Origin of the sequence: Streptomyces sp. NPDC088915, assembly GCF_044749825.1 — a bacterium.
In the GTDB taxonomy this organism is placed as follows: Bacteria; Actinomycetota; Actinomycetes; order Streptomycetales; family Streptomycetaceae; genus Streptomyces.
In genome coordinates, this window is record NZ_JBIVIR010000005.1 from 274,416 (window position 1) to 291,066 (window position 16,651).

A 16,651-nucleotide genomic window follows, 5' to 3' on the forward strand; every position below is an offset into this window, starting at 1 on the left:
GCGGAAGCCGTCCCGACCATGGTGACCCGCCGGAGGGGGCGCGCGCCACTCCCCGGACGCTCCGGCGTGCGCCGGAAAACGCCTCGGGTCAATTCCCCCGCGCCCGGAGCGAGGCCAGGTACGCGTTGTACGCCTCCAGCTCCTTGTCCCCGTCCCGGTCGGCGGCCCGGTCCTTGCGGACCGCCTGCCGCTGCTCGGAGTGGTACCACTGGTAGACGAGCGCGATGAGGACCAGCACGGACGGGATCTCGCTGAACGCCCAGGCGATGCCGCCCGCCGCGTTCTGGTCGGTGAGCGCGTCGATCCCCAGCGAGGCCGGCGGGTTCTCGTACGCCTTGACCATCGGCTCCGAGGCCATCATCAGCGCGATGCCGAAGAAGGCGTGGAACGGCATGCCCGCGAACAGCTCCAGCATCCGCATCACGTACCCCGGCCGGTGCGGACCCGGGTCCACGCCCATGATCGGCCAGAAGAAGACCACGCCGACCATCAGGAAGTGGACCATCATCCCGATGTGCCCGGGCTTCGACCCCATCAGAAAGTCGAACAGGGGAGTGAAGTACAGCGCGTACAGGCTCGCGATGAACATCGGGATCGTGAAGCCGGGGTGCGTGATCACCTTCATGTACCGGCTGTGCAGCAGCTTCAGGAGCAGCTCGCGCGGCCCGGTCGAGCCCCGGCCCGCCACCGGCAGCGCCCGCAGCGCGAGCGTCACCGGCGCGCCGAGCAGCAGCAGGATCGGCGACAGCATGGAGATCACCATGTGCTGCACCATGTGCACGCTGAACATGACCATGCCGTAGTCGTTGAGCTTGGTGCACATCACGAGCGCGACCGTGAGGACGCCGACCGTGAAGAACACCGTCCGGCTCACCGGCCAGGCGTCCCCGCGCCGACGCAGCCGCGCCACGCCCCACCCGTACAGGCCGAGCGCCGCGAGGCAGCCGATCAGGAAGAACAGGTCGGGAGAGAACTCCAGGCCCCGCCCCAGCGTGAACGGCGGCAGATCCGTGGTCATGCCGTGCCCGCTGTGATCCATCCGTACACTCCTGGAGCCCGATTCGCGCTTGTTGTCCGCACCAGACTAGAACCGCCCCCGGCCGCGATCGCGACCGGGGGCGGGTGTCACGTACGCAAGGGCGTACGGTCACGCACGGGAGCCGTCAGAGCACGCACTCCGCCTCGGCGTAGCGGTCGGCCGGGACGGTCTTGAGGGTCTCCACGGCCCGCCCCAGCGGGACCATCGTGATGTCCGTGCCGCGCAGCGCGGTCAGCATGCCGAACTCGCCGCGGTGCGCCGCCTCCACCGCGTGCCAGCCGAAGCGGGTCGCGAGGACGCGGTCGTACGCGGTCGGGGTCCCGCCGCGCTGGACGTGGCCGAGGATGACCGGACGGGCCTCCTTGCCGAGCCGCCGCTCCAGCTCCACGGAGAGCTGGTTGGCGACGCCCGTGAAGCGCTCGTGCCCGTAGATGTCGGTGCCGGCGGTCTTGAACTCCATCGAGCCCTCGCGCGGCTTCGCGCCCTCCGCGACCACCACGATCGCGAAGCGCTTGCCGTCCGCGAAGCGGGCGCCGACCCGGGAGGTCAGCTCGTCCATGTCGAACGGGCGCTCGGGGACGACGATCGCGTGCGCGCCGGCCGCCATGCCGGAGTGCAGCGCTATCCAGCCGGTGTGGCGGCCCATGACCTCGACGACCAGGACCCGCTGGTGGGACTCGGCGGTGGTCTTCAGCCGGTCGAGGGCCTCGGTCGCCACGGTGACGGCCGTGTCGAAGCCGAAGGTGACGTCGGTGGAGGCGATGTCGTTGTCGATGGTCTTCGGGACGCCGACGATCGGGAGGCCCGCCTCGGAGAGCAGGTTCGCCGCCTTCAGGGTGCCCTCGCCGCCGATCGGGATGATGGCGTCGAGACCGAGGTCGGCGACGTGGCCCCGGGCGCGCTCGACGCCGTCGACCAGATGGGCGGGCTGGACCCGGGAGGAGCCGAGGATGGTGCCGCCGCGGGCGAGGATGCCGCCCACCGCGTCGAGGTCCAGCTTGCGGTAGTCGCACTCCAGGAGGCCCTTCCACCCGTCGTGGAAGCCGATGACCTCGTCGCCGTGGTCCACCACGGCGCGGTGCACGACGGACCGGATGACAGCGTTCAGACCGGGGCAGTCTCCGCCGGAGGTGAGCACGCCAATGCGCATAGCCCGAAAACCTTTGCAACGTGGGCCGACTCCCGGACCACGTCGTCCGGCTGGATCCCCGCCACCCTATCGCCGCGGGGTGGCGGGGCCGAACCGGATGTCCGCACCGTGGACAGCGCACGTGCGTACGAGAGGTGCGGACGGACCGTGCGGGACGGTCAGGCGGGCTGCGTGGCCGCCGCGATGCGCTCGGCGCGCAGCGCCTCGTACCAGCGGTCGTCCGTCGGCGGCAGCGCGTTCACGTCGAGGGCCAGCTTCAGGAGCAGGTCCGCGATCTGCGGGTTGCGGGCCATGACGGGGCCGTGCATGTACGTGCCGAAGACGGTGTCGTTGTACGCGCCCTCGGTGCCGTCGCCGGTGCCGTTGCCCTTGCCGAGGACGGTCCGGGCGAACGGCCGGGCCGTCGGGCCGAGGTGGGTGATGCCCTGGTGGTTCTCGAACCCGGTCAGCTGGGGCAGGCCCAGGCGCGGGTCGATGTCCGCGAGGACGTCGCCGACGCACCGCTCGCCCTCGCCGCGGGTCGAGATCACGTCGATGAGCCCGAGGCCGGCCTCGCGCTCGCCGAGGTCGTTGATGAACTCGTGGCCCAGGATCTGGTAGCCGGCGCAGACCGAGAAGATGATCGCGCCGTTGGAGGCGGCCCGGCTCAGGCCGCCGTCCCGCCGCAGCCGCTCGGCCGCGAGCCGCTGCGGGCGGTCCTCGCCGCCGCCGATCAGGTAGATGTCGCCCGAGGTCGGCACCGGCTGGTCGCTGCGGACGTCGACGCGCTCGACGCTGAGACCGCGCTGCAGGGCGCGGCGCTCGACGACGAGGGCGTTGCCCTGGTCGCCGTAGGTGCTGAGCAGGTCCGGGTAGACCCAGACCAGGCGCAGGCTGCTGTCACTCATGCTGCATGTCCTCTACGGGTCAGTTGCCGACGCGGCGGCGGACGTCCTGGAAGGCGGTGTAGTTGGCGATCAGCTCGATCTGCCCGGGCGGGGCCATCGCGACGGCCTCGTCGAGGGTGTCGCAGACGCGGAAGTCCACGCCCGCGACCTCCAGGCGGACCGCCAGGTCGAGCCGGCGGTCGCCGATCACCATGATCGGGTGGCCGGCGAGCCGGCCGTAGTCGACGTCCCACAGCCAGGAGGTGTCCGTGCCGTCGGCGCCGCGCGCGTTGACGGAGAGGATCACCGGGGCGGGCGGGCCGTCGATGAGCGAGAACGTCTCCAGCCAGCCGGCCGGGTTCTTCGCGAGGAGCAGACGCAGGTCGCGGTTCTGGAAGGAGACCACGTCGTAGCGGCCGGCGACGGCCTGCACCTGGTACATGCGCTCCAGGGCCACCTGCGGCGGCACCCCGAAGACGGCGGCGACGGCGGCCGAGGTGGTGGCGTTCGCCTTGTTGGCGCGGCCGGGGAGCTGGAGGCGGATCGGCCAGGCCGAGCCGTGCGGGTCGAGCACGTGGTCGCCGCTGAGCGCCCAGCTCGGCGCGGGACGCCGGAAGCCGCACTCGCCGCAGAACCAGTCGTCGCCGGGGCGCTGCATGACGCCGCCGCAGGCGGGGCACGACCAGGCGTCGTCCTTCCACTCCTGGCCCGCGGCGACCCACACCACGTTGGGGGAGGAGGAGGCGGCCCACACGATCAGCGGGTCGTCGGCGTTGGCGATGACCACGGCCTTGGTGCCGTTGAGGCCCTCGCGCCACTTCTCGGCGAGCATCCGGGTCTCGGCGGCGCGGTCGAGCTGGTCGCGGGAGAGGTTGAGCAGCGCGATCGCCTTGGGCGTGGTGTCCCGGGCGACGCCCGCGAGGTACTTCTCGTCGACCTCGATCACGCCGTACCTGGACTCCGAGCCGCCGGCGAGCGCCGAGGTGATGCCCGCGGGCATGTTCGCGCCCAGGGCGTTCGAGACGACGGGGCCCGCGGCGCGCAGCGCCTCCGCGATCAGCCGGGTCGTGGTCGTCTTGCCGTTGGTCGCCGACACCAGGACGACGTCCAGGTGCTGGGCGAGGCGCCCGAGGAGGTCGGGGTCGAGCTTCAGCGCCACCCGGCCGCCGATCACCGATCCGCTGCCGCGCCCTGCCGCCCGCGACACCGCGGCCGCGGCCCTGCCCGCCGTCACGGCCAGCTTGGCGCGCGGCGACAGCGGCTCTGGATTACCGGGGTGTCCTGACATCGTTCCTGTTCCTCCTCGCGTCGGTCCGGGCTCAGCCTATCGAGATCCGGCCAGGAGCCCGAACAGCGGCACCGCCGAGCGATCGTACGAAACAGGCAGGTCACGGCGGACCGTACCCTTACCGGCATGCGAAACCGCCCCATCCCCGGCAGTTCCGGCCTGGTCCGAGCGATGACCCTGCTCGGCGATCCCGTGCTGCACGCGCCCTGTGAGCCCGTCACCGACTTCGGCCCCCAACTGGCCCGGCTCGTCGAGGACATGTTCGCCACGATGTACGCGGCGAACGGGGTGGGGCTGGCGGCGAACCAGGTGGGCGTGGGCCTGCGGGTCTTCGTGTACGACTGCCCCGACGACGAGGAGGTCCGCCATCTGGGGCACGTGGTGAACCCGCGCCTGGTGGAGGCGGACGGAGACGTGGTCAGGGGGCCGGAAGGGTGTCTCTCCCTGCCGGGCCTGGAGGCCCCGACGCCCCGGTTCGACCGCGCGGTGGTGGAGGGCGTGGATCTGGACGGGGCGCCGGTGCGGGTCGAGGGCACGGGGTTCTTCGCCCGCTGCCTCCAGCACGAGGCCGACCACCTGACGGGCGGGGTCTACGCGGACCACGTCACGGGGTGGCGCAGATCACGTCTGCTGCGGGCGGTCCGCAAGCAGCCGTGGGGCGGTGGGGTCTCGGCGCTCCGGGGCTGAGACACCCCCTAGAAGCCCGGTCCGTCCGCGCGGTCGTCGGCCTCGGCCAGGCGGCCCCAGAGGAGGTCGGCCAGGCTGCGGACGAGCTCGGCGCGGGAGCAGGGGCGTTCGCCGAGCCACCAGTCGCCGGCCGCGTGCATCATGCCGACGATGCCGTGGCCCCAGATCCGGGCCTGTGCCTCGGCGGCGGGGCCCAGGTCGACGCGTTCGGCGATGACCTGGCCGAGCTCCTCGCCCATGCGGCGGAGGAGCGGGGCCGAGTGGCGGCCGACGTCGAAGCCCTGCTCGTTCTGGTGGGGCTCCTCGGCCGGGTGCATGAGGAAGCGGTAGACCTGCGGCATCGCCTCGATCGAGGCGAGGTAGGTGTCGAGGGTGGCCTCGACCCGGCGGCGGCGGTCGGCGGGGGCGTCGAGCGCGGCCCGCAGCGCGTCGAGGAGCGCGTCGGTGTGCCGGGTGGCGAGGGCGCGGTAGAGACCGCCCTTGTCGCCGAAGTGGCGGTAGAGGATCGGCTTGGTGATGCCGGCCTCGGCCGCGATCGCGTTCATGGAGGCCTTGGGGCCGTCCCGGAGCACCACCCGGTCCGCCGCCTCCAGCAGTTCGCGCCGCCGCTGCTCGGCGGGCGTCTGCTGGTCGGTGGTCCGGTGCGCGATGTCCATGTGCCTGTCTCCCCGGCCGTACGGTCTCGATCCCGCCGTTCCGCGCCCGGCGGTCCGGCGGTGCTGTGTGCTGTGCTTGTCGGGCCGTCGCAACGTAACACCCGGTCCGGTCCCGGTGCCGGTCGGGCCGGGCCGCCTCCGCGCAGGTTGACAGTCCTTACCCGGCGGTAACAGACTGCTGTTACCGCAAGTAACATAATGCTGGGAGGGAAAATGGGCGAGTTCACGTTCGAACTCAACGAGGACCAGAAGCAGGTGCGCGACTGGCTCCACGGCTTCGCGGCCGACGTCATGCGTCCCGCCGCCGCCGAGTGGGACGAGCGTGAGGAGACCCCCTGGCCGATCATCCAGGAGGCGGCCAAGCTCGGAATCTACTCCCTCGACTTCTACGCCCAGCAGTTCTTCGACCCGACCGGCCTCGGCATCCCCATGACGATGGAGGAGCTCTTCTGGGGCGACGCGGGCATCGCCCTCTCCATCGTCGGCACCGGCCTCGCCGCCGTCGGCGTCCTCGCCAACGGCACCGAGGAGCAGATCGGCACCTGGGTCCCGCAGATGTACGGCGACGCGAACGACGTCAAGGTCGCCGCCTTCTGCTCCTCCGAGCCCGACGCCGGCTCGGACGTCGCCTCCATGCGCACCCGGGCCGTCTACGACGGGGCCAAGGACGAGTGGGTCCTCAACGGCACCAAGACCTGGGCGACCAACGGCGGCATCGCCAACGTCCACGTCGTCGTCGCCGTCGTCGACCCGGAGCTCGGCTCCAAGGGCCACGCCTCCTTCATCGTGCCGCCGAACACCCCCGGCCTCTCCCAGGGCCAGAAGTTCCAGAAGCACGGCATCCGGGCCTCCCACACCGCCGAGGTCGTCCTGGAGGACGTCCGGATCCCCGGCCACTGCCTCCTGGGCGGCAAGGACAAGCTCGACGAGCGCCTCGCCCGCGCCCGGGAGAAGGCGAAGGCGGGCGGCGAGCGAGTGAAGAACGCCGCGATGGCCACCTTCGAGGCCTCCCGCCCCGCCGTCGGCGCCATGGCCGTGGGCACCGCCCGCGCCGCGTACGAGGTGGCCCTCGACTACGCGAAGACCCGCGTCCAGTTCGGCCGCCCGATCATCGAGAACCAGGGCGTCGCCTTCCAGCTCGCCGACATGGCCACCCGGATCGACGCGGCCCGCCTCCTGGTCTGGCGCGCCTCCTGGATGGCGACGGCCGGCAAGCCCTTCACCTCGGCCGAGGGCTCCATGTCCAAGCTGTACGCCAGCGAGGTCGCCAAGGAGGTCACCGCCCAGGCCATCCAGATCCTCGGCGGCAACGGCTACACCCGCGAGTACCCGGTGGAGCGCATGCACCGCGACGCCGCCATCTACACCATCTTCGAGGGCACCAGCGAGATCCAGCGCCTGGTCATCAGCCGGACGATCGCCAAGTAAGTCAGGTCGCCGGAGCGCGTGTCCGCCCCGCACCCCTCTCCGGGGCGCGGGGTGGGCGCGTCAGACCGGCCGGAGCACGTCCGCGACCGCGTCGAGGGCGGTCCGCCACGGGTAGGCCACCGGGTCCTCCGGGCCGGGCCCGTACGGCACGAACCCTCCCTCGCCGTACAGGACCCGCACCCCGGCGCCGCGCAGGATGTCCAGGGACAGGTCGAACCGGGGGTGCGCGGCGTACGCGGAGTTCACGCACGGCATCACCGCCGTGGGGATCCGCTTCCCCGTGCCCTCGGTCGCCACCGCGACGAGCCACGTGTCCGTGAGCCCGAGCGCCCACCGGTTGACCGTGTTGAAGGTGGCCGGCGCCACCACGATCGCGTCCGGCTCCGGCCATGCGTCCGGCTGGCCGGGGAACGGGTGGTCCCAGCGCACGGGGTGCCCGGTGAGGGCGGCGAGGCCGTCGAGGGAGCCGGCGAGCCAGCGGGCGGCCGTCGGCGTGAGGCCGAGGCACACGTCCCAGCCGTCGGCCTGCGCCTCCTCGACGACCCGGGCGACGTCGAAGACGGGTGGTGCGGCACTGCTGAACAGGTACAGGGTCCGATCGTTCATGACCTCCATCCGATCACATGGAGGTCGTACGAGAACGATCTCGGTCCGGACTCAGTCCTTCCGCTTTCCGTCGCGGAGGTGCAGCGAGCGCAGGACCGCTTCGAGGGCGAAGCGGTGGTCGGGATCGAGGAGCCGGTCGCCGAAGTGGTTGTCCAGGTTCCGCAGGCGGTAGCGGACCGTCTGGGCGTGCACGCCCAGCATCTCGCCGACCTGCTCGGCCGGGGCCCGGGTGGAGACGTGGACGCGCAGGGTCTCGATCAGCCGGTCGCGCCGGCTGCCGGACAGGCCGTCGAGCGGGGCCAGTTCGCGCGCGGCGAGGTGGTGGACGAGCGCCGGGTCGGAGAGCAGCCACAACGTTGTCAGGTGGTCCTCGCAGCGCACCAGGGGCGCGTCCGGCACGACGCCGTCGTCGATGAGCTGGAGGACGCGCCGCGCCCAGCGGATGGAGTGGGCGGCCTGCGGCGGCGGCACGGTCAGACCGACGACGGCGGGGGTGCCGGCCAGGGCGGCTTCGAGCATCGCGAGGCGCTCGGCGGTGAGCGGGCCGGGGATGAGCAGATGCGGCTGGGGGAGGCTGAGGTCGGCGAGGACGTCCCGGTCGAGGCCGGCCTGGACGAGTTCGGCGACCGGGGCCCGTAACGCGACCATGGTGCACTCGGAGGGCAGTTCCCAGGAGGACTCCCGGCACAGCTCGGCGATGGTCGTCCGGGGCAGCGGCGGACCGGCGAGGACGAGGTGGAGGAGCTGTCTGCGCAGCGCCGCCGTGTCCGACATCGCGCGCCCCTGGACCATGACGTACCCCTCGCGGGAGAGCGCCTCCAGCTCCTCGACGTAGGCGAAGAGGGCGTCCGCGAAGGCCAGGATGAGGGTGGGGGAGAGGTTGTACGTGCGCCCGATGCTCTTGGCCCGGCGCAGCGCGATGCGGGCGCCGAGGCGGTAGGCGCCCTGCAGGGTGTCCAGGTCGCGGCCCTCGTAGGCCTCCACCCGGCCGAACTTGCGCAGCAGTTCGTCGCGGACGGCCGAGTTCGTCCCCGGGTCGGCGACCCGGTCCACGAAGGCCGCCAGGGCCTGCTCCACGCCCTGGCGGATCGCGTCCGAGTGGGGCCCGTTGAAGAGGTGGGCGTACACGGGGTAGGTCCGCTGGACCTCCACCCCGATCTCCTTGATGAGACCGGGGATCTCCGGCCTCATCAGATCGGCGAACTCCCGGGGCAGCGGGTCGAGGGGCTCACCGACGCTCGGCGACTGTGCGATAGCGGGCATGGACCGATCCCTTGCTCTTCTGCGCGACCGGTGGGGGAACGGCGGTGCGGCGCCCCGCCCGGAGTACGGGGCGCCGCCACGGCCGTCAGGTGCGTACCTGCGGGGACTGCTGAAGCTAGGACACCTGCTCGTTGCTGTACACAACTTGCGCAGGAGTTGGCGTCCCCGGGAGGGCGCGCACCGCCGACTAGGCCGGTAATCGCCCCTGGGTGGCCGTTACTTGACGGCGGAGTGCCAGCTCTGGGAGAAGACCTTCCCGGCGTCGGGGGCGACGACCCCGGGCGCGTACAGGCCGGTCAGGTAGGTCTGGGTGTTGTTGAGGACGAGGCTGTTCTTCCCGGCGGGGGAGGGCAGGCCCGTCTTGAGGTTGACCGCGCCGTCGATCAGGCCGAGCAGCCCGAGGCCGCAGCCGCTGGCGCCGGGGACGGCGAAGGTGTTGTCGCCCTGGGTGGAGCCGAGGAGGTTGATGCGGCTGATGTCGCCCTCCTCGTTCGGGGTGCCGTCGGCGCTGAAGCGGTCCAGGCCGAACTCGGGCGCGGTGAAGTTGCGCGGGCGCAGGAGGATCGGCTTCTCCTTCGTCCCGATGTAGCAGTTGCTGCCGAGGAACGGGTTCTCCAGGTGGATCCGGACCGGGAGGGTGACGATCGGCTGGTCGGTGAGGACGCCCGCGATCTGGTCGAAGTCCGAGGGGGTGCCGACCGACTCCAGGGTGGCGGTGATCTTGTTGAGCTTCCCGTCGGTCAGCTGCTTGCAGATGCTGGTGATGAACGGGATGTCGCTCGGACACATCAGGCCGAGCAGGCCGCCGGGGACGGTGGCGGAGTCGGCGATGATCGCGCCGGACGGCGGGGCGACGACCGTGCTGGTGCCGTCGGCGTTCTGGATGGCGCCGATCTGGAGGTTGGTCTTCCCGGTGTTCACCGTCGTCTTACCCAGCTTGATGGAGCCGCTGAGCGAGAAGGAGGCGACGCACTGCGGCGTCCTGTCGAGGCCGTCGGTGGCGAGCATCGCCGGGGCGTCGACGGGGCAGCGGGTGGACGGGGCCCAACCGCCGTTCAGTTCGGGGACGGCGGCGGTCGCCGTGCCCATGGAGGCGAAGGCGCCGAGGGCGGTGAGGGCGGAGACGGTGGCCAGCTTCGTGCGGGTGGGGACGAGGGGCATGGCGGAGGCCTTTCTGGCGGAAGGGGAACGGGACGGGGCGGGGGCGGGTCAGCGCTCGGGCTTGGGGATCACGAGGGGCTGGGAGTCCTCGGTGCACTCGAGCGGGTTCCAGGCGTTGGGGTCGACGGCACAGGTCTGGCCCTGGATCTGCTTCACGTAGTTGCCGGGACCGGAGATGGAGGCGGTGAGGAGCCGGTCGAGGTCCTCTCCGCCGGCACCGCAGCCCTCGAAGGCCGGAATGGTCGTCTCGCCGGTGAGCGGGCCGCCACTGGAGACCAGGTAGCCGACGGCGTCGGTGCCGTTGACGAGTCGTCCCTTCCCCAGGAGCACCAGATGCTTCCCCGGGTGCCGGGCGGGGTCGGGATCGGTGGAGGTGAGCGGCTGCGCCGTACGGCAGGAGGGGCCCACGTCCAGTTCGACGCCGTTGACCTTGACGTCGAGGACGCGCAGGACGAGCGGTGCCCGGACCACGGTCTCCGTGAAGTTCGAGAAGTCCGACAGGAAGATGCGCAGGAGCGCTTCGACCGTGATGGGACCGGTCTGTTCCAGGACCATGGTCGCCGTGACCGGCTGGAAGTCGAAGGTCAGGAAGGTGGAGGTGAAGGGCGGGGTCTGTTTGCGCCCCTGGTAGGACAGGTTGGCCGTCGACGGGACGAAGAAGTTGATCTCGCCCGGTGGGGCGGGGTAGGGCGGCTCCCCCGAGAGGCCCTGTTCGATCAGCATGCAGGACAGCGGGAGGAGCGAGGCGCCTTTCAGTTTCCGCACGTTGGTGTAGCCGGTGACGTAGGCGGACAGCGACATGGGCGTCGGATTCTCGGTCAGGCAGGGGGGCGCGGCCGGCCGGGCCGCCGGTGCGGAGGACGCGGTCCCGTCGGCCGCCGTCGCGCTCTCGTCCGCCCGCCGTCCGACCTGCGGACCCTTCGGGGCCCCGCTCGTCCCGTTCGCGGCCTCCGGCTTCGCCGGGGCCGTCCGGTCCGCCGGGAGCGGCGGCGTGGGCGGACCGGACGAGGGGGCGGACGGCGAGGGGACGGCCGATGACGTGGGAGGGGAGGTCGGTTCCGCGGTGGGGGCGTCCGCGCCGACCGGGAGGGTGACGAGCCGCGTGCGCTCCCCGGCGTCCGGGCCGGGGGCGCAGGTGACGGAGAGGGACGCGGGGGTGGTGGCCGCGCCGTCGGCCGTGCTCGGGGCGAGGTCGACGGCGAACGCCCCGGCGACGAGGGCCAGATCGCCGGGGACGTCCGTCGTCAGGAAGGGGACGTCCCCGGTCGTGGTGAGCACGAGGGGCCCTTCGGCGGGCACGGCGACGGGCTGCGACGTACCGCTCCACACGGCTTCCGCGCGCTGCTCCCGCTGGGCCACGCCGACCGTGAGCCGCGTCTCCGCCCGTACGGTGGCGGCCTTGAGCGCGGTGAGGTCGGCCACGGCCCCGGCGGGGAGTTCCACCGTCGTGGTGACGTCGGTGGGATGTATCTCCTCGCCCACGGCCGCCCGTTCGGGGAAGGCCGCCGTGATCCGTACCGTCGCGGGCTGCTGTCCCGAAGGCAGGGTGCAGACGTAGGGCAGCGCGGTGTCGACCTCCAGCGTCCCCACGGCGACGGCCGAGGCCGGGAGCAGGGGGGCGAGCGCCACGAACGCGGCGATCGTCGCGCCGCGCGCGCGGGCGCGGGGGGATCGGGTGGTGGGCCCGGTGCCTCTCATCTGGGTGCTCCGCTCGGGTCGTTGGGTGCCGACGGGAGGAGGGGCCGGCGCGGGGCGCGGCCGGCCCGCGCAGGCGGGAAGCCGCATCCTTACGGGTGGGAGCCGACGATCGTCGGAACGGTGGCGGTGCCCGTCTTCTTGAGCAGGTAGTCGGCCTTGACGATCAGACTGGCGCCGACCGGGGCGGCTTCACCGCAGTTGGTCTGCGAGACGACGGTCAGACCGCCGGTCGTGCCGGCGAGGGCCAGCCTGCCCGTCGCGTTGGTGTAGGTGACGGGTATCGTCCCGCGGACGCGGAAGACGCAGGCGCCCCAGGTGACCCGGGTGTCGACGTCGCCGAGGTGGCCCCTGGTGACGCCGGTGGAGGCGTTGTGGTCCCGGGCGACGAGGGTCCAGGGGGTGGTGGGAGCGAAGCTCATGGTGCCGAGCACGCTGCTGCAGGGCACGCCGGGGGCCCCGAACACGAAGGAGTCGACGGTGCCGACGGTCGCGGGGTTGCCGGTGGCGCTCCGCAGGCCGCCCGAGAAGGACGACCGCGAGCACGTCACGGCGATGCCGTTGTCCTTGACGAGTTCGACGAGCATGACGACGTTCGCGCCGTTCGTCGCGGAGACGCCGACCGGTGACGGACCGACGGTCCAGACGGTCGAGGGGGCCGCCGAGGCCGGGGCCGCCGCGAGGACGAACGCGGCCGCGGCCGCTCCGGCGGCGACGCCGCACTTCCTGATCGGCTTCTTCACGGTACGGGACTCTCCTCGGTGGTCGTCGCCCCCCGCCCGCGGGAGCGGAGGGGAAGGGCGGCGGGGTGCGCGGACAGCCCGCGCCCGCCCGGCCGGGGTCGCCGGCCGGGCGGACGCGGAGGGAACGCCTTACGGGTTGGAGCCGACGATCGTCGGGATGACGGTGGTGCCCGTCTTCTTGACGAGGTAGTCGCCCTTGAAGGTCGGCTTGGCGCCGACCGGGACGGCGCTGCCGCAACCGGTCGACGAGACGACGGTCAGTTCGCCGGCGAGGCTGTTGACGGAGAGCTTGCCCGTCGAGTTGGTGTACGTGCCGGACGCCTTGCCCGTGACGCGGAAGACGCAGGCGCCCACGGTCACCTTGGCGTCGACGTTCCCGACGTAGCCCTTGGTGACCCCGGTCCCGGCGGTGTAGTCCTGCGCCACGATGGTCCAGGGGGTGGTCGCGACGGTGGTCACGTTGCCCAGGACGCTGGTGCAGGGGGCGCCGGAGGCGCCGAAGGCGATGGCGCTGATGGAGGCGACGGTCGCCGGGTTGCCCGTGGCGCTCGACATCGAGGCCGTGGCGGTCGACTTCGTACACGTCATGGCGATGCCGTTGACGCTCAGCACGATGTTCCCGCTGTTCGTCGCGGAGGCGGCGACGGGCGACGGCGCCGGGCTGACGGTCCAGACCGTCGACGGCACGGCCGAGGCCGGGGACACCGCGAGGGCGAACGCGGCGGAGGCGCCACCGGCGACGACGGCGAGCTTTCTGATGGGCTTCTTCATGGCTCTGGGACTCTCCTTGGGGATTGACCAGCAGAGGGTGGCCGCGGTGGAGGGGGACGAGCGGCCGGCGGCACGGGATTCCCGGGCTGCGAAACCTGACGTTACTTGCGGGAAACTTAGCTGAACAATGGCGAAGTCCATGATTCTTTGAAGTTGTCCCATTGCCTGTCAAGTGGGTGAGCGGTAGCGGGAATCGCCTTGGTTCCGGAGTGCGCAATGTCGACAATAATGATCGATCGCCCGAGGGGTGGGATCAAGCCGCTTCGCAGCAGCCCCGGAAGCCCCGGAGGGGCCTGTATTCGCTCTTCCCGGTGACAAGTCGGAGAGCGGCTCTGTTTCCCCGATGACAAATATCAGGCCGTTCTTCCCCGTCTTCCGAAAACTCGGGACCCGGTATTGCCCCGGGAGGTTACTCAGCCGTAACGTTCCCCGGGCGGCGCTCAGTCGCAGGTCGGCGCGGGCTCATGGGCCGGTCCGAGCACCGCACCGGGGTGCGACTCCGCCGACGGAGACCCGCTCGCCGGGCCCTGAGGAGAAGCGACGCCCGTTGTGTCTCGGCGGAGACAAAAACCGATCCGGTCTTTGTCTCCGCGGTGACAAGAACAGCAATGGATCAAGGATCGCGGCGACGCGCCTATTGTCCCGGTGATCCGCACCGACTTAACGTGCGCCCGCGGCGCGCGCCCCGACTCACGCCTGCTGGAGGTGGTATGGGAATCGAAGTAGTCGTTGAGGGTCTGACCATGTCCTTCGGCAAGCAGAACATCTGGCAGGACGTGACGCTGACATTGCCGGCCGGAGAGGTGAGCGTGATGCTCGGCCCTTCCGGAACCGGCAAGACGGTCTTCCTGAAATCGCTCATCGGACTGCTGAAACCCCAGCGGGGCCGTGTCCTCATCAACGGGGTCGACATGGTCAGCAGCCCCGAACGCGACATCTACGAGACCCGCAAGCTCTTCGGCCTCATGTTCCAGGACGGGGCCCTCTTCGGCTCCATGACCCTCTTCGACAACATCGCCTTCCCGCTGCGCGAACACACCCGCAAGCGGGAGTCGGAGATCCGGCGCATCGTCATGGAGCGCATCGAACTCGTCGGCCTCCTCGGCGCCGAGGGGAAACTGCCGGGCGAGATCAGCGGCGGCATGCGCAAGCGCGCCGGCCTCGCCCGCGCCCTCGTCCTCGACCCGCAGATCGTCCTGTGCGACGAACCGGACTCCGGACTCGACCCCGTCCGCACCGCCTACCTGTCCCAGCTCCTCATCGACCTCAACGCGCGGATCGACGCGACGATGCTCATCGTCACCCACAACCTGGACATCGCCGCCACCGTCCCCGACAACATGGGGATGTTCTTCCGGCGCAACCTCGTCACCTTCGGCCCCCGCGAAGTCCTCCTCACCAGCGACGAACCGGTCGTCACCCAGTTCCTCGCCGGCCGCCGCGAAGGCCCCATCGGCATGTCCGAGGAGAAGGACGCCGCCACCCTCGCCGCCGAGGCGGACAGCGCCGGAGGCGCACGGACCCACGCGCCCCGCGTCATCGTCCCGCAGCTGGAGCCCTCGCCCGGCCTGCCGCCCCGCGCCGCCGTCACACGGCGCAGGGAACGCGTCCTCGGCATGCTCGACCGGCTGCCGCCCGCCGCCCGCGCCGCCATCCAGGACACCTACGCGCGAAACGCCGGGGCGCCCACCCTGCGCATGCCGGCCGCCGGGAGCGGCTCGTGATCACCGGCGCGCTGCGGCAGACCGGCCGCCTCTTCGCCCTCGCCGCCGAGGTGAGCAGGGCCGTCTTCCGACGCCCCTTCCAGTTCCGGGAGTTCATCGAGCAGTTCTGGTTCGTCGCGAGCGTCACCATCCTGCCGGCCGCGCTCGTCTCGATCCCGTTCGGCGCCGTGATCGCCCTCCAGGTCGGCTCGCTCACCCAGCAGCTCGGCGCCCAGTCCTTCACCGGCGGCGCCAGCGTCCTCGCCGTCATCCAGCAGGCCAGCCCCCTCATCGTCGCCCTCCTGATCGCCGGCGCCGGCGGCTCCGCCATCTGCGCCGACCTCGGCTCCCGCACGATCCGCGAGGAGCTCGACGCCATGGAGGTCATGGGCGTCTCGCCCGTCCAGCGCCTGGTCGTCCCGCGCGTCCTCGCCACCATGGCGGTCGCCGTGCTCCTCAACGGCATGGTCTCCGTCGTCGGCACCCTGGGCGGCTACTTCTTCAACATCGTCCTCCAGGACGGCACCCCCGGCGCCTACCTCGCCAGCTTCTCCGCCCTCGCCCAGCTGCCCGACCTCTACATCAGCGAACTCAAGGCCCTGATCTTCGGGTTCATCGCGGGCATCGTCGCCGCCTACCGGGGACTCAACCCCCGCGGCGGCCCCAAGGGCGTCGGCGACGCCGTCAACCAGTCCGTCGTCATCACCTTCCTGCTGCTGTTCTTCGTGAACATGGTGCTGACGGGCATCTACCTGCAGATCGTCCCGCCGAAGGGAGGCTGAGGCCGATGGCCTCCCCGTTCGTCTGGCTCGACCGCTCCGGCGACCAACTCCTGTTCTACGTCCGGGCCCTGCTCTGGATCCCGCGGACCCTGCGTCGCTACCTCAAGGAGGTGCAGCGGCTGCTCGCCGAGGTCGCCTTCGGCTCCGGCGGCCTCGGCGTCATCGGAGGCACCATCGGCGTGATGGTCGCGATGACCCTCTTCACCGGCACCGTCGTCGGCCTCCAGGGCCACGCGGCCCTCGAACAGATCGGCACCGCCGCCTTCACCGGCTTCGTCTCCGCCTACTTCAACACCCGGGAGATCGCCCCGCTCGTCGCCGGACTCGCCCTCTCCGCGACCGTCGGCGCCGGGTTCACCGCCCAGCTCGGCGCCATGCGCATCAACGAGGAAGTCGACGCCCTCGAAGGCATGGGCATCCGCTCCATGCCGTACCTGGTCACCACCCGCATCATCGCCGGCGTCGTCGCCATCGTCCCGCTCTACGCGATCGGCCTGCTCTCCTCCTACCTGGCCTCCCGCTACATCACGGTCCTCTTCAACGGGCAGTCGGCGGGGACCTACGACCACTACTTCAACCTCTTCCTGTCACCGACGGACGTCCTCCTGTCGGTGCTCAAGGTGCTGATCTTCAGTGTGATGGTGATCATCGCCCACTGCTACTACGGCTTCCGCGCCTCCGGCGGCCCCGCCGGCGTCGGCATCGCCGTCGGCCGCTCCGTGCGCAACGCCATCGTGCTGATCAGCGTCACCGACTTCTTCCTGTCGCTGGCCCTCTGGGGCGCGACCACGACCGTGAAGGTGGCGGGGTGAG

At 71.4% G+C, this 16,651-nt stretch carries 15 protein-coding genes and 1 pseudogene; 5 read left to right on the plus strand and 11 right to left on the minus strand.

The window, feature by feature from the left end:
* Nucleotides 1-88: 88 nt before the first annotated feature.
* The 4 genes from ACIP5O_RS11745 to ACIP5O_RS11760 form a co-directional block, all read right to left on the minus strand.
* A complete protein-coding gene (locus ACIP5O_RS11745; protein WP_401291594.1) occupies nucleotides 89-1,039 on the minus strand; it encodes a cytochrome c oxidase assembly protein in 951 nt (316 codons plus the stop codon).
* A 124-nt stretch (nucleotides 1,040-1,163) separates the two neighbouring features.
* Complete coding sequence (locus ACIP5O_RS11750; protein WP_401291597.1) at nucleotides 1,164-2,189, minus strand: 6-phosphofructokinase; 1,026 nt, start codon at nucleotides 2,187-2,189, stop codon at nucleotides 1,164-1,166.
* Nucleotides 2,190-2,347: 158 nt separating this feature from the next.
* Nucleotides 2,348-3,076: a type 1 glutamine amidotransferase gene (locus tag ACIP5O_RS11755; protein ID WP_125667136.1), complete on the minus strand. Its 729-nt coding sequence runs from the start codon at nucleotides 3,074-3,076 to the stop codon at nucleotides 2,348-2,350.
* A 19-nt stretch (nucleotides 3,077-3,095) separates the two neighbouring features.
* A complete protein-coding gene (locus ACIP5O_RS11760) occupies nucleotides 3,096-4,343 on the minus strand; it encodes a MurT ligase domain-containing protein (RefSeq protein ID WP_356545085.1) in 1,248 nt (415 codons plus the stop codon).
* Between the two features lie 126 nt (nucleotides 4,344-4,469).
* Between ACIP5O_RS11760 and def the strand changes: the two genes are divergently transcribed.
* On the plus strand, nucleotides 4,470-5,030 hold the full coding sequence (gene def, locus ACIP5O_RS11765; RefSeq protein WP_356545086.1) for a peptide deformylase: 561 nt from the start codon (nucleotides 4,470-4,472) through the stop codon (nucleotides 5,028-5,030).
* 8 nt (nucleotides 5,031-5,038) lie between these two features.
* On the opposite strand, the gene ACIP5O_RS11770 is transcribed toward def, so the two are convergent.
* The gene (locus tag ACIP5O_RS11770) at nucleotides 5,039-5,686 is read right to left on the minus strand and encodes a TetR family transcriptional regulator (RefSeq protein WP_401291602.1); all 648 of its coding nucleotides are present in this window, start codon (nucleotides 5,684-5,686) and stop codon (nucleotides 5,039-5,041) included.
* Nucleotides 5,687-5,899: 213 nt separating this feature from the next.
* Here ACIP5O_RS11770 and ACIP5O_RS11775 point away from each other — a divergent pair, with 213 nt between their 5' ends.
* On the plus strand, nucleotides 5,900-7,114 hold the full coding sequence (locus tag ACIP5O_RS11775; protein WP_365548287.1) for an acyl-CoA dehydrogenase family protein: 1,215 nt from the start codon (nucleotides 5,900-5,902) through the stop codon (nucleotides 7,112-7,114).
* A gap of 60 nt (nucleotides 7,115-7,174) precedes the next feature.
* Here the strand turns inward: ACIP5O_RS11775 and ACIP5O_RS11780 are convergent, their stop codons facing one another.
* The 6 genes from ACIP5O_RS11780 to ACIP5O_RS11805 all read right to left on the minus strand — a co-directional run bounded on the left by ACIP5O_RS11780 (nucleotide 7,175) and on the right by ACIP5O_RS11805 (nucleotide 13,353).
* Nucleotides 7,175-7,720 (minus strand): flavoprotein, encoded by a 546-nt coding sequence (locus tag ACIP5O_RS11780; protein WP_401291606.1) that lies wholly within the window; start codon nucleotides 7,718-7,720, stop codon nucleotides 7,175-7,177.
* A 51-nt stretch (nucleotides 7,721-7,771) separates the two neighbouring features.
* Nucleotides 7,772-8,983 carry a helix-turn-helix domain-containing protein gene (locus ACIP5O_RS11785; RefSeq protein ID WP_401291609.1) on the minus strand — a complete coding sequence of 404 codons (1,212 nt, stop codon included), beginning with the start codon at nucleotides 8,981-8,983 and terminating at the stop codon, nucleotides 7,772-7,774.
* Between the two features lie 216 nt (nucleotides 8,984-9,199).
* On the minus strand, nucleotides 9,200-10,144 hold the full coding sequence (locus ACIP5O_RS11790) for a hypothetical protein (protein WP_401291612.1): 945 nt from the start codon (nucleotides 10,142-10,144) through the stop codon (nucleotides 9,200-9,202).
* A 48-nt stretch (nucleotides 10,145-10,192) separates the two neighbouring features.
* On the minus strand, nucleotides 10,193-11,842 hold the full coding sequence (locus tag ACIP5O_RS11795) for a DUF6801 domain-containing protein (protein WP_401291615.1): 1,650 nt from the start codon (nucleotides 11,840-11,842) through the stop codon (nucleotides 10,193-10,195).
* Nucleotides 11,843-11,931: 89 nt separating this feature from the next.
* On the minus strand, nucleotides 11,932-12,582 hold the full coding sequence (locus tag ACIP5O_RS11800; protein WP_401291618.1) for a hypothetical protein: 651 nt from the start codon (nucleotides 12,580-12,582) through the stop codon (nucleotides 11,932-11,934).
* A gap of 129 nt (nucleotides 12,583-12,711) precedes the next feature.
* On the minus strand, nucleotides 12,712-13,353 hold the full coding sequence (locus ACIP5O_RS11805; RefSeq protein ID WP_365548269.1) for a hypothetical protein: 642 nt from the start codon (nucleotides 13,351-13,353) through the stop codon (nucleotides 12,712-12,714).
* Between the two features lie 710 nt (nucleotides 13,354-14,063).
* Between ACIP5O_RS11805 and ACIP5O_RS11810 the strand changes: the two genes are divergently transcribed.
* The 3 genes and pseudogenes from ACIP5O_RS11810 to ACIP5O_RS11820 all read left to right on the plus strand — a co-directional run bounded on the left by ACIP5O_RS11810 (nucleotide 14,064) and on the right by ACIP5O_RS11820 (nucleotide 16,650).
* Nucleotides 14,064-15,077, plus strand: coding sequence for an ATP-binding cassette domain-containing protein (locus ACIP5O_RS11810; protein ID WP_356545103.1), 1,014 nt, complete (start codon nucleotides 14,064-14,066; stop codon nucleotides 15,075-15,077).
* 11 nt (nucleotides 15,078-15,088) lie between these two features.
* A pseudogene (locus ACIP5O_RS11815) lies at nucleotides 15,089-15,838 on the plus strand (MlaE family ABC transporter permease); the annotation flags it as partial.
* 5 nt (nucleotides 15,839-15,843) lie between these two features.
* Complete coding sequence (locus tag ACIP5O_RS11820; protein WP_366372521.1) at nucleotides 15,844-16,650, plus strand: ABC transporter permease; 807 nt, start codon at nucleotides 15,844-15,846, stop codon at nucleotides 16,648-16,650.
* Nucleotide 16,651: the final 1 nt, after the last annotated feature.